Raw genomic sequence first — 12,286 nt, 5'->3', positions numbered from 1 at the left:
CCCGCTGCTGGAAAGCCACCGACCGCTGCGCCACCGAAGAACCCGCCCTCGTCACCCGCAACGACGGCACCCAACTCACCGCCTGCCACCACCCCGAAGACGGACCGGTGGACGCCGCCGAACCGGTGACGGCCGCCGGCGACGGCCGCGCCCGGCCGGGGGACCAGGCCTGACCGCCGGGGACCACGACCGCGGTCCTGCCGCCGCGCGACCTTCCCCGTACGCTGGCGACGGTCACCACAGCCGACCACCCGCGATCCGACGGAGCCGTACGTGAGAGGGAACCACGACATGACGGCGGTACCCGGCCAGCGGCCCGCTGCCGCGACTCCGGCAGAGGTGGACGACGCGGGGGGCGACGATCTGCGCGGGCTGTTCGGGCAGTCGATCGCCGTCTTCGCGTCGCTCGCCGGCCCCTCGCACGTGGTCGAGGTGGCGAATCCGGCGTTCTTCGCCACCATCGGTGAGGAACGGGCGCGCACCGGGGTGGCGATCGCCGACCTGCTGCCCGAGTTGGCGGACCAGGGCTTCCTCGCGCTGTTGGACGAGGTCTACCGCACGGGGAAGCCCTACACCGGACGGGACGCGCGGGTCGTGCTGGGCGCCGGCCCGCACGCCCGGGAGGCGTTCTTCGACTTCACCTACGAACCGCGTCACGACGCCGACGGCACCGTGACCGGGATCCGGGTGATCGGCGTGGAGACCACCCAGGTCAAGCACGCCCAGCGGCTGATGGCCGAGCACCGGGCCCTGCTGGAGCAGATCGCCCGTCAGGCACCCCTGCCCGAGGTTCTGGAGGGCATGGCCCGCTGCATCGAGAACCTGGCCCCGCAGGAGGTGCTCGTCTCCGTCCTGCTCGCCGACCCCGATGGCCGGCACCTGCGCCACGGCGCCGCACCGAGCCTGCCCGACTTCTACAACCAGGCCATCGACGGAATCGCCACCGGCGAGGGCGTGGGCTCCTGCGGCACCGCCGCGCACCGGCGGGAGCCGGTCATCGTCACCGACATCGCCGCCGACCCGTTCTGGGCCGACTTCCGGGGGCTCGCGGAGCGGGCCGGGTTGGGCGCCTGCTGGTCGACGCCGATCCTGGCCCGCGACGGCAGCCTGCTGGGCACCTTCGCCGTGTACCACCGCGCGCCGCGGATCCCCCGGGACGCCGATCTCGCGCTGATCCAGCTCTTCACCGGCACCGCGGCCCTGGCCATCGAACGCCACCACATCGAGCAGGCGAAGGCGGAAGCCGAGGCCCGCGCCCGAGCCGCCCACGATCAGCTGTCCGAGGCGGTACGCGCGGAGCGGGAACTGCGCGGCGAGGCCGAGCGGCGCGCCGCCACCGCCGCGGAACTCGCGGCCCGGATGCGTGCCGCCGCCGTCGCGCAGGCCGCCCGGCCGCGCCCCGAGCGGTGCCAACTCGGTGGCACCCCCGGATGCACCGAGGCGGCCGAGATCAAGATCGCCGATTCCTGGGGCGACTCCGCGTGGGGCTGCCCCCTCCACGTCGAGGAGGCGATCCTCAACGTCCGGTCGGTGTTCATCGCCAGCGAGGAACTCGGTGGCCTCGCCGGCTACCTCAACCGCTGACGGCCCTCCACGCCCTCGTCGGGCGCGCCGATCTCAGGAGCGGAGCACGTTGGCGTAGATGAGCCACGCCAGCGCGGACTTGGCCGCCAGGCTGAGCACGATGTACGAGACCTCGCCGTAGCGGTAGTCCCGCCACCGGCCGCGCCGGGCGTACTGCAGCGCCATGTTGACCGCGAAGCTCGCGAAGAGGAGGAACTGCACGATGATGATCGCCCACACGAAGCCGGGAATCTCCGGCGGCTGGGCGACGTAGACGGCGATCGCGAGCCAGGGCGCCGCGCCGACCAGCGAGCCGAACCAGAACGCGCTCCAGTCGGCCCGGCCCGGCGTCTGCTGCCGCTCCATCAGGAGACCGAACAGGATCATCGCGGTGTTCGCGGCGAAGATCCCGATCACCGCCGCGAGATCGCGGATCCCGACGAACAGGCCGATCAGCACGATCATGATCGACGCGCTGACCGAGTACTCGATCCATCGGGCGTAGTTGGCCCGGCGATCCAGGTTGCGCTCGTACCAGCGGTGCACGCCCGGGGCGGCGGTCACGAAGTGGTCGACCGCGGCGAGCAGCAGGAAGACCGCCACCGCCGGCCCCACGGCGACCCGGAAGGCCACCTCCGGGACGGTGGCGTCCCGCAGGGTCACCGGGTCCGCCGTCAGATACGACGCGGTCACCGGCAGGGACAGGTCGTTGCTGGCCGCCCACATCCAGATGCCCTCGGCGGCGAGCAGCGCACCGACAAGCACGTTGACGGCACGCAACCGCCGGTAGCGGTTTCCGCCCAGCTCGGCGTGCTGCCCCATGGTCGTCACCTTAGGCAACCCGGGGGGCCACCCGCCGGCATTCCGCTGAGGCCGGTCACCCGGAAGAGGTGACGCGAACCGGCGTGTAGCGGTCCGGGAGCCGGGTAGCCGGCCTACCATGGACCTGGTCGAGGAGTCGCCGTACCGGTTCCGGATCGACCGGCGCGAGGAGATGCGGGTCCCGGGCGTGGTGTACGCCTCGCCCGCGTTGCTGCCCGACGCCGGGACGGACAGGTCCCTGGAGCAGGTCGCGAACGTGGCCACGCTGCCCGGCATCGTCGGCGCCTCGTACGCCATGCCGGACGTGCACTGGGGCTACGGCTTCCCGATCGGCGGGGTGGCGGCCACCGACGTGGCGGCCGGCGGGGTGGTCTCGCCCGGCGGCGTCGGCTTCGACATCTCCTGCGGGGTGCGGCTGCTCACCGCGGACCTGGACCGGTCGGCCCTGCGCCCCCGACTGGACGCGCTGATGGACGGACTCGGCGAGTCCACCCCGCGCGGCATGGGCCGCGGTGCCGTGTGGCACCTGGGTGACCGGGCCGAGCTGGACGCGGTGCTGCGCGGCGGTTCCCGGTACGCGGTCGAGCGCGGCTTCGGCGTGCCCCGCGACCTGGACCGCTGCGAGGATCGCGGCGCGGTCGACGACGCCGACCCCACCCAGGTCAGCGCGCGGGCGATCGAGCGCGGCGCCGGCCAGGTGGGCAGCCTCGGCTCGGGCAACCACTTCCTGGAGGTGCAGGCCGTCGAGGAGGTCTACGACGAGCCGGCCGCCGCCGCGTTCGGGCTGCGCGCCGGGCAGGTGTGCGTGATGATCCACTGTGGTTCGCGCGGACTGGGCCACCAGATCTGCACCGACCACGTGCGGGCCATGGAGGCGGTCATGCCCGGGTACGGCATCGACGTGCCCGACCGGCAGCTGGCCTGCGCGCCGGTCACCTCGCCGCAGGGGCGGGCGTACCTGGGGGCGATGGCGGCGGCGGCCAACTACGCCCGGGCCAACCGGCAGTTGCTGGCCCACGCCGCGCGCCAGGTCTTCACCCGGGTCACCGGCTGCGACCTCGACCTGGTCTACGACGTGTCGCACAACCTCGCCAAGATCGAGGAGCACCGGGTGGACGGGACGCCGCGCCGGCTCTGCGTGCACCGCAAGGGCGCCACCCGGGCCCTGCCGCCCGGGCATCCCGACCTGCCCGAGGAACTGCGTCCGGTGGGACAGCCGGTGCTCATCCCGGGCTCGATGGGCACCGCCTCGTACGTCCTCACCGGCGTGCCGGACGCGCCGGCCTGGGCCTCGACCTGCCACGGCGCGGGTCGTGTCCGCAGCCGCACCCAGGCCAGCCGGGCGGTACGCGGGCACGACCCACGGCGCGAGCTGGCGGCACGGGACGTCGTGGTCCGCGGCGCGTCCCGGCGCGGGCTGGCCGAGGAGATGCCGGAGGCGTACAAGGACGTCACCGCCGTGGTGGCCGTGGCCGAGGGCGCCGGCCTGTGCGCGAAGGTGGCCCGGCTGGTCCCGCTGGGCGTGGTGAAGGGTTGAGCGCGTTACACGTCCAGCGTCACCGCGCACTCCCAGTCGCCCGACGCCGCCCCGAACCGCAGCTCGTGCAGCGACACCGCCTTCGGTACGGCACCGACCAGCTCGACCGCCTCCGTGCCGGTGGTACGCCACCGCACCACGAGGCCCCCGTCGCCGGCCGGGCGGACCTCCGTGCCGAGCGGCAGCACGCCCTCGGTCTCCATCCGGAAGATCACCTCGTCGAGGACGCCGACCAGCAGGTCCCCGTCGTCGCCGGGCGGCACCCGGAAGTCCGACGACCCGGTCGGCGTCGCCGAGGCGGTGTCGACGAACGTGTCGACGAGCGCCGCCACCGCCTCGGCCACGCAGCCCTCCCGACTCGGTGCCCACGCCTCGATCCGGACGTCGGCGGTGTGCGGCACGCAGCGGTGTCCCCGGGCCGGTCGGTGCGCCATGTCCCGATCATCGCGCCGCCGGGTGGAGGCGGCGGGGGTTTCGTCGTACCGGGTCGTTAGGGTGCGCGCGTGATCGCCGACGAGTCCGATGCCGTGACCGTGGTCTTCCTGCGCATGATGCGCGCCGAGCTGCGGGCCGAGCGGGTGGCGGAGGATTCCCTCGGCCGCACCGTCGAACTGGCGAGGCGGTGGTGGGGCACCGCCGACGCGCGACTGGCCGACGCCCTGCGCGACCTGCACGCCGAGCCGGTCGACCCCACCGACCCGCGCGTGGGAGCCGACGCGCCGACCACCGACGCCGGTCCGCTCACGCCGCCCGATCCGCGCGGCGCCGGGCTGGCCCGGTTCGCCGCCAACGCCCGCCGGCTGCGCACCGGCGAGATCAGTCCGGCCGAGTTCGACGAGATCATGGGCGCCGACGACCCGGACCGCCCGACCACCTGACCCGCCACCCCGCGCGGCTGCTGCCACCTCTGCCCGCCCCGCCTGTTGACCATGAAGTTGACCGCTTCGAACCAGACAATTCGCGCCGCCAACTTCATGATCGACCGCGTCGAGTTGAGCTGGTCGGCCCGATCCGGGCCGGTGGGCGTTTACCTCGTGGTGAGTGGACCTCGCGCGGGCGGCGCCTACCGGGCGGTGAGGGCCAGCCCGAGACCCAGCGCGAGGAAACTGCCCGCGAAGCCGTGCCGCAGCAGCGCGGTGAGCCGGGGTCGGGACAGCACGCGTCGGCGCAGTGCGCTGGCCAGCAGCGCGTACCCGGCGAACACCACGAGCGTGGCCAGCATGAACACCAGGCCGCAGAGCAGCATGCGAGCGGGGGCGGCGGGCGTGTCCGGGGGCACGAACTGGGGCAGGAACGCCACGAAGAACACCGTCACCTTCGGGTTCAGCAGGTTCAGCAGCACCCCGTCACGGAACACGGTCGCCGCCGGGCGGGCCGCCCGGTCGCCGTCGATGGTCAGTGGTCCGCGCTCGCGCAGCGCCGACCAGGCCATCCAGAGCAGGTACGCCACGCCCAGCCAGGTCACCACCCGGAAGGCCGGGGTGCCGGCACGTAGCAGGGCGGCGAGACCGGTCACCGCGGCGACCAGGTGCGGGACGAGGCTGAGCGTGCAACCGGCGGCGGCGACGAGACCGGCCCGGCGTCCGGCCGCGACCGCGGAGGCGAGCGTGTGCACCACCCCGGTTCCGGGGGTGACCACCACGACCAGCGTGGTCAGGAGAAAGGCGATACTCATGCGGTCCAGCCTGCGGCCATAATGGCCCCATGGGCAGGGCCAAAGCCGTCGCGTCGGAGGGGTCCATAACGGCCGGCGCCGACTTCCTCCAGCTGGACATCGGCGAGGCGCCACCGGGCGGTCGCGCGGACTGGCTGGCCGCCCGGCTGCGGGCCGCCATCGCCGACGGCCGGGTGCCGGTGGGCGCCCGGTTGCCGGCCACCCGGGTGCTCGCCGGCGAGTTGGGCGTCTCCCGCGGCGTGGTCACCGAGGCGTACCAGCGGTTGGGTGAGGACGGGCACGTGGCCGGCCGCGGCCGGGCCGGGACGGTCGTGGTGGCCACCCCGGCCGCCGTGGTGAGCCGTAGCCCCACGCCGCGCCGTCCGCCGGCGGTGTTCACCGAGCGGCCCGGCGTCGAGGTGTTCGACGTGTTGCGGGCGGCGCCGGCGGAGGTGGACCTGACTCCCGGCGTACCCGACCTGGCGGCCTTTCCGCGCGCGGCCTGGCTGCGCGCCGAGCGGACCGTGCTGGACCGGCTGACACCGGCCGCGCTCGGCTACGGTGACCCGACCGGCACGCCGGCGCTGCGGCTGGCGGTCGCCAACTGGCTGGCCCGCAACCGGGGCATCCGGGTCGACCCGGCCGAGGTGGTGGTCGTCGCCGGGGTGTCCCAGGCGCTCGGTCTGCTCGCCCAGGTGCTGCACGCCCACGCCGTGCACACGGTGGCGGTGGAGGACCCCGGGTCGCTCGGGGTCCGGCAGCACCTGGCCACCTGGGGGCTGGCGATCCCGCCGGTGCCGGTGGACGACCGGGGACTGCGGGTCGACCTGCTGGCGGCCAGCGGGGCACCGGCCGTGCTGCTGACCCCGGCGCACCAGTTCCCGACCGGGGTGGTGCTCGACGGCGAGCGGCGTCGCCGGCTGCTGGCCTGGGCCCGCGACGGCGGCCTGGTGGTGGAGGACGACTACGACGCCGAACACCGCTACGACCGGCCGCCGGTGCCGGCGTTGCGCGGCATGCTGCCGGACCGGGTCTGCTACACCGGCAGTGTCTCCAAGCTGCTGGCGCCGGCGCTGCGGATCGGTTGGATGCTGGTGCCGCCCCGGCTGCACGCCGACGTGGTGGCGGCCAAGCGGATGGCGGACCTCGGCAACGCCGCGCTGCCGCAACTCGTGCTGGCCGAGCTGATGGAGTCGGGCGCGATGGAACGGCACCTGCGGATGCTGCGGCACCGGCACGTACGCCGCCGGGACGCGATGATCCGGGCGGTCCGGGCCCACCTGCCCGGCGCGGTCGTCCACGGCGCCGCCGCCGGGCTGCATCTGCTGGTCACGCTGCCCGACGAGGTGGATGACGTCGCGCTGGCCGCCGACGCGTTGCGCCGGGGCGTCAAGGTGCAGCCGCTGTCCTGGCACGGGCAGCGTCCGCAGCCACCCGGCCTGGTCCTCGGCTACGCCGCCACCGCCCCCTCGGAGATCGACCGCGCCCTGGCCACCCTGGCCCACTGCCTCCCCTGACCCCCCAGGCCCGGCCCTGCCCCAGCCCGTGCCTCGCGCGTTGATCAAGGAGTTCGCGTCGGTTACCGGCGCCCGGAAGACGCAAACTCCTTGATCAACGAAGGGCAGGGGAGGTGGGGGAGGCCGGGGAGGGGTAGAGGGCGGTCAGGGCGGCTGCGGTCTCGGCCAGGCGTCGGCGCAGCGGCTCGGGGGAGAGGACCTCCACCTCGGCACCGAGGCGGAGCAGGTCGCCGTGCGCGTGGGTCAGCGACTCGATGGGGATCACCGCCCGTACCCAGCCCGCCTCGTCGGGCGGGCCTGCGCTCGCCTCGGCGGCGGCGACCACCACGTCGCTGCCGATCTCGCGCAGCCGGGCGAACCCGCGGGGCGAGAGCCGCACGGCGGCCTCGTCCCGGTGCAGACCGGCCCGGAACGCGACCACATGCGCACTCCACCAGGCCGGCAGGTCGAAGTCGGGCCGGTCGAACGGTTCGTCGAGCGGGGCGAGGTCGAGGATCTGGTTGACCCGGTAGGTGGCCGGCTCGGCACGGTCCGGTCGGGCGGCGACGACGTACCAGCGGCCGCCCTTGAGCACCAGGCCGTACGGTTCGAGCACCCGCGTCACCTCGCCCCGCCAGCTGCGGTAGCGCACCCGGATCCGGTGCTCCCGCCACACCGCCTCGGCGGCCTCGGCCAGGTGCGGCGAGGGGTCGCCGTCGGAGTACCAGCCCGGCGTGTCCAGATGGAACCGCTGCTCCAGCCGGGCGGCCCGGTCGGCCAGCGGGGTCGGCAGCGCGGCGCGCACCTTGAGCTGCACGGCGGCCACGACCGACTGGTAGCCCAGCTCGGCGGCCGGCCCGGGGAGCCCGGCGAAGAGCAGCCGGTCGGCCTCCTCGGCGGTCAGGCCGGTCAGCCGGGTCTGCCAGCCCTCGACCAGCCGGTAGCCGCCGTCGTGCCCCGCCTCGCCGTAGAGCGGGATGCCGGCGGCGTGCAGCGCCTCCACGTCCCGGTAGATCGTGCGGACCGACACCTCCAGGCGGGTGGCCAGGTCGGCGGCGGTGAGCCGGCCGTGCGCCTGCAGGAGCAGCAGGACGGAGAGAAGTCGACTGGCCCGCATTCTGCTGACAGTAGCTGTCAGGGGAGGGGTCCTACCGTCCGGCCATGTCATTCCACGACAAGGAGTTGACCGTGCCGGGGACCGTCGAGGTCGCCGGCCGGCACGTCAAGCGCTACCACATCGACCAGCCGGACCGCCGGCTCGAACCGCGGGTGGTCGACGCCGCCCACGCGTACCTGCCGACCCTGCTGCCCGGGCCGGACGGCACCACCCCACCGGCGAGCTGGGTGGTGTTGCACCGGGGCGCGGACACCGGCGCGTACCTGCTGGCGTACAGCTGGTTCTTCGACAACGTCGTCCAGTGCCGTATCGCGGTCGCGGGCCAGCCCGCGCTGGACTGCCCGGACGACGACCCGGCGCACTTCGTCGACATGGACCGGCCCGGCGTGGGCTGCGTCTGGGAGCTGGGCGTGCTGGAGCACGAGCGGACCGCATGGATTCGGCACGTGCTCGCACCGACCGTGCCCGACCTGGTCGGCTACCTGGCCGACACCCGCGCCGAGGGGCCGGTGGGACGCTGATGGGCGACTTCGACTTCTTCGTCGGCACGTGGGACGTGACCAACCGGCGGTTGCGGGAGCGCCACGTCGGCAGCGACGACTGGGACGAGTTCCCCGGCACCAGCGAGGCGCGCTCGTTCTTCGACGGCGCCGGCAGCTTCGACGAGATCCGTTTCCCGACCCGAGGCTTCTCGGGTTCTACTGTGCGGCTGCTCGACCCGGCGACCGGGCTGTGGTCGATCTGGTGGATGAACAGCCGGCGCGGGGTGCTGGAGCAGCCGCCGGTGGTGGGCCGGTTCACCGACGGCGTCGGCACGTTTTACGCCGACGACAGCGACGAGGGGCGGCCGGTGCGTTGCCGGTTCCTCTGGTCGGCGATCACGCCGACGTCCTGCCGGTGGGAGCAGGCGTTCTCCACCGACGGCGAGCGCACTTGGGAGACCAACTGGATCATGGAGTTCCGGCGGGCGACCTGACCGGCGGCGGGGTGGTGGTCCGGTAGATCGCGGTCAGCCAGACGTCCAGCAGCACGTCGACGACGTCCCGCTCGGCCACGGCCGGTCCGTCGCCGGCGAAGGTCGCGTACCAGACCCGTTCGTTCATCGAGTTGAGCGCGATGGCGAGGTCCCGGGCGGGCAATCCGTCCGGGGCCGCGCCGCGCGCGCGTTCGGACTCGATCGCGGCCTGCACCGCGCGGACCCAGCGTTCCAGCACCTCGGCCCAGAGCCGCCGTACCTCGGGGTTGGTGCCGCGCACCTGGGCGCAGGCCAGCACCACGTCCCGGTGGCCGCCGAAGGCGGCGTGAAACCGGGCGATCAGCTCCCGCCAGCGGGCGCGCGGGTCCTCGGCGAGCCGGTCGAGCACGTCGCCGGCAGCGGCGTTCGCCTCCTCGGTCACCCGGTCGAGCAGGGTGAGCAGCACGGCGTCCTTGGACGGGAAGTAGAAGTAGAACGTGGGGCGGGAGATCCCGGCGCCCCGGGCCAGGTCGTCGATGGAGATGTCGCCGAACGGGCGCTCGCGCAGCAGCCGCTCGGCGGTGGCGAGGATCGCCGTCTCCCGGTCGTCGCCGGTGGACCGGCCGGCCCGCCGCCCGCGCGGTACGGCCCCGGTCGGCGTGCGCGCACTGGTCATGTCGGCCGATGCTACACCCGCTCGACACCCTGTCGAATCGACTCGACAGGGTGTTGACTGGCCTCGACGCCTGTGGATAGTGTCCGGTCCACCGCCGGGAGAACCGCGGGGAGAACGGGAGAAGCCATGGCCTCCGACCACGTCGACGTCCTCATCGTCGGTGCCGGCCTGTCCGGCATCGGGGCCGCCGTCCACCTGGGACGGGAGTGTCCCGGCAAGACCTACGCGGTGCTGGAGGCCCGGGACGCCATCGGCGGCACCTGGGACCTGTTCCGCTATCCGGGCATCCGCTCCGACTCGGACATGTACACCCTCGGCTACGCGTTCAAGCCGTGGACCGACCCGAAGGCCATCGCCGACGGCGACTCGATCCGGGCGTACGTGCGGCAGACCGCCCGCGAGTACGACGTGGAGCGGCACATCCGCTTCCGCCACCGGGCGGTACGCGCCGAGTGGGACAGCGCCACCGCCCGCTGGACCGTGCACGCCCACCGCGACGACACCGGTGAGGACGTGACGCTCACCTGCGGGTTCCTGTTCACCAACTCCGGCTACTACCGCTACGACGAGGGCTACACCCCCCGGTTCCCCGGCGTCGAGCGCTACGCCGGCACACTCGTGCACCCGCAGCGCTGGCCCGACGACCTGGACTACGCCGGCAAGCGGGTGGTCGTCATCGGCAGCGGCGCCACCGCCGTCACCCTGGTCCCGGCCATGGCCGAGCGGGCCGCCCACGTCACCATGCTCCAGCGCTCACCCACGTACGTCATCGCGCTGCCCTCGCGCGACCCGTTCGCCGACGCCGCGCGGCGCTGGCTGCCCCCCAAGGCCGCGTACGCGGTGGCGCGGTGGAAGAACGTCACGCTCGGGGTGGCCAACTTCCAGCTCAGCCGCCGCGCCCCCGGCGTGGTGAAGCGGTTCCTGCGCCGGGCCGCGAAGGGTCGCCTGCCGGCCGGCTACGACGTCGACAGGCACTTCTCGCCCCGCTACGACCCCTGGGACCAGCGGCTCTGCGTGGTGCCCGACGGCGACCTGTTCGCCGCGCTGAGCACCGGCCGCGCGTCCGTGGTCACCGACACCATCGACACGTTCACCGCGCGCGGCATCCGGCTCGCCTCCGGTGCGGAGCTGCCGGCCGACGTCGTGGTCACCGCCACCGGCCTCAACCTGCTCGCGCTCGGCGGCATGACCCTGGCCGTCGACGGCGACGAGGTCGACCTGGCCCGGACGATCGCCTACAAGGGCATGATGCTGTCCGGGGTGCCCAACTTCGCCATGACGATCGGCTACACCAACGCCTCCTGGACGCTGAAGGCCGACCTGGTCGCCACGTACGTGTGCCGGCTGCTGCGCCACCTCGACGACACCGGTCAGCAGATCGTCACCCCGCTCGCGCCGGACACCGACGACCTGGAGCCGATCATCGACCTGAAGTCCGGGTACGTGCTGCGCGCCGTGGACCAGCTGCCCAAGCAGGGTCCGCACGCGCCCTGGCGGTTGCACCAGAACTACCCTCGGGACGTCCGGCTGATGCGGCACGGTCCGTTGACCGACGGCGTACGGTTCGCCCGGGCCGGCGCGCCTGCCGCCGCGGCGGTGGCGACCTCGGGAGGAAGCGATGCGTGACCTGGAGTTCGTCGGCGGCACGGCGGTGCTCACCGGCGCCGCGAGCGGCATCGGCGCGGCGTTGGCCCACGGGCTGGCCCGGCGCGGCGCCGACCTGGTCCTGCTCGACCGGGACGCCGACGGCCTGGCCACGGTCGTCGCGGCGATCCGGGCCGCCCACCCCGACCGGCGGGTGGAGACCCACGTGGTCGACCTCGCCGACGCCGACGCCACCGACCGGGTGGCCGCGGAGATCCACCGCGCGCATCCCCGGATCCGGTTGCTGGTCAACAACGCCGGCGTCGCGCTCGGCGGCCGGTTCGACCAGGTGACGCTTGAGGAGTTCCTCTGGGTCATCGAGATCAACTTCCGGGCGGTGGTGCGGATGACCCACGCGCTGCTGCCCGCGCTCAAGGCCGAACCGGGCTCCCACCTGGTCAACGTCTCCAGCCTGTTCGGCCTCATCGCTCCGGCCGGGCAGGCCGCGTACGCGGCGAGCAAGTTCGCCGTGCGCGGCTTCACCGAGGCGGTGCGGCACGAGCTGGTCGACGACGGGATCGGCGTGACCTCGGTGCATCCGGGCGGCATCCGGACCCGGATCGCCGCCAGCGCCCGGGTCGGCAGCGGTGTCTCCGTCGAGGAGTACGAGGTCGGGCGCCGGCAGTTCGAGAAGCTGCTCACCATCGACCCGGCGACCGCGGCCGAGGTGATCCTGCGCGGCGCGCGGCGACGTCGGGGCCGGGTGCTGATCGGCTGGTCGGCGAAGCTGCCCGACCTGCTGGCCCGGATCGCGCCCGCCGGGTACGGCAAGGTGCTGGCCCTGGGCATGCGTCCGCGTCCGGCCCGGGTGCCGGCGCCGCG

At 74.0% G+C, this 12,286-nt stretch carries 13 protein-coding genes; 8 read left to right on the top strand and 5 right to left on the bottom strand.

The genetic code is table 11. The features are described from left to right. The first annotated feature begins 291 nt into the window (after nt 1-291). Entirely contained in the window at nt 292-1,584 is a 1,293-nt protein-coding gene (locus tag HUW36_RS14780) for a GAF domain-containing protein (RefSeq protein ID WP_174528691.1), read from the top strand. 33 nt (nt 1,585-1,617) lie between these two features. Here the strand turns inward: HUW36_RS14780 and heR are convergent, their stop codons facing one another. After that, nucleotides 1,618-2,385: a heliorhodopsin HeR gene (heR, locus tag HUW36_RS14775; RefSeq protein WP_174528690.1), complete on the bottom strand. Its 768-nt coding sequence runs from the start codon at nt 2,383-2,385 to the stop codon at nt 1,618-1,620. A 118-nt stretch (nt 2,386-2,503) separates the two neighbouring features. Between heR and HUW36_RS14770 the strand changes: the two genes are divergently transcribed. After that, nucleotides 2,504-3,922, top strand: a complete 1,419-nt coding sequence (locus tag HUW36_RS14770; protein ID WP_174528689.1) for an RtcB family protein — start codon at nt 2,504-2,506, stop codon at nt 3,920-3,922. A 5-nt stretch (nt 3,923-3,927) separates the two neighbouring features. Here the strand turns inward: HUW36_RS14770 and HUW36_RS14765 are convergent, their stop codons facing one another. Then, entirely contained in the window at nt 3,928-4,356 is a 429-nt protein-coding gene (locus tag HUW36_RS14765) for an archease (RefSeq protein ID WP_174528688.1), read from the bottom strand. Nucleotides 4,357-4,425: 69 nt separating this feature from the next. Between HUW36_RS14765 and HUW36_RS14760 the strand changes: the two genes are divergently transcribed. Further along, on the top strand, nt 4,426-4,800 hold the full coding sequence (locus HUW36_RS14760) for a hypothetical protein (protein WP_174528687.1): 375 nt from the start codon (nt 4,426-4,428) through the stop codon (nt 4,798-4,800). A gap of 185 nt (nt 4,801-4,985) precedes the next feature. On the opposite strand, the gene HUW36_RS14755 is transcribed toward HUW36_RS14760, so the two are convergent. Beyond that, nucleotides 4,986-5,597, bottom strand: coding sequence for a LysE family translocator (locus tag HUW36_RS14755; RefSeq protein ID WP_174528686.1), 612 nt, complete (start codon nt 5,595-5,597; stop codon nt 4,986-4,988). Between the two features lie 29 nt (nt 5,598-5,626). Between HUW36_RS14755 and pdxR the strand changes: the two genes are divergently transcribed. Next, the gene (gene pdxR / locus HUW36_RS14750) at nt 5,627-7,093 is read left to right on the top strand and encodes a MocR-like pyridoxine biosynthesis transcription factor PdxR (protein WP_174528685.1); all 1,467 of its coding nucleotides are present in this window, start codon (nt 5,627-5,629) and stop codon (nt 7,091-7,093) included. Between the two features lie 94 nt (nt 7,094-7,187). Here the strand turns inward: pdxR and HUW36_RS14745 are convergent, their stop codons facing one another. Further along, a complete protein-coding gene (locus HUW36_RS14745; RefSeq protein WP_174528684.1) occupies nt 7,188-8,189 on the bottom strand; it encodes a helix-turn-helix transcriptional regulator in 1,002 nt (333 codons plus the stop codon). A gap of 44 nt (nt 8,190-8,233) precedes the next feature. On the opposite strand from HUW36_RS14745, the gene HUW36_RS14740 reads away from it, so the two are divergent. Both HUW36_RS14740 and HUW36_RS14735 read left to right on the top strand, forming a co-directional pair. Then, nucleotides 8,234-8,710, top strand: coding sequence for a hypothetical protein (locus HUW36_RS14740; protein WP_174528683.1), 477 nt, complete (start codon nt 8,234-8,236; stop codon nt 8,708-8,710). Then, nucleotides 8,710-9,165, top strand: coding sequence for a hypothetical protein (locus HUW36_RS14735; protein WP_174528682.1), 456 nt, complete (start codon nt 8,710-8,712; stop codon nt 9,163-9,165). Before HUW36_RS14740 ends, HUW36_RS14735 begins: the two co-directional genes overlap by 1 nt. Here HUW36_RS14735 and HUW36_RS14730 read toward each other — a convergent pair. Then, the gene (locus HUW36_RS14730; protein WP_174528681.1) at nt 9,140-9,820 is read right to left on the bottom strand and encodes a TetR/AcrR family transcriptional regulator; all 681 of its coding nucleotides are present in this window, start codon (nt 9,818-9,820) and stop codon (nt 9,140-9,142) included. The two genes, HUW36_RS14735 and HUW36_RS14730, sit on opposite strands and share 26 nt — an antisense overlap. A 126-nt stretch (nt 9,821-9,946) precedes the next feature. Between HUW36_RS14730 and HUW36_RS14725 the strand changes: the two genes are divergently transcribed. Next, on the top strand, nt 9,947-11,446 hold the full coding sequence (locus tag HUW36_RS14725; RefSeq protein WP_174528680.1) for a flavin-containing monooxygenase: 1,500 nt from the start codon (nt 9,947-9,949) through the stop codon (nt 11,444-11,446). Next, nucleotides 11,439-12,286: SDR family NAD(P)-dependent oxidoreductase (locus HUW36_RS14720; protein ID WP_174528679.1), on the top strand; the 848-nt coding region annotated here is incomplete at its 3' end. The genes HUW36_RS14725 and HUW36_RS14720, both read left to right, overlap by 8 nt.

Origin of the sequence: Micromonospora maritima, assembly GCF_902825405.1 — a bacterium.
Classification (GTDB): domain Bacteria; phylum Actinomycetota; class Actinomycetes; order Mycobacteriales; family Micromonosporaceae; genus Micromonospora; species Micromonospora maritima.
Note: the sequence above shows the minus strand (reverse complement) of the source record. Positions and strands in the feature narration are given on the sequence as shown.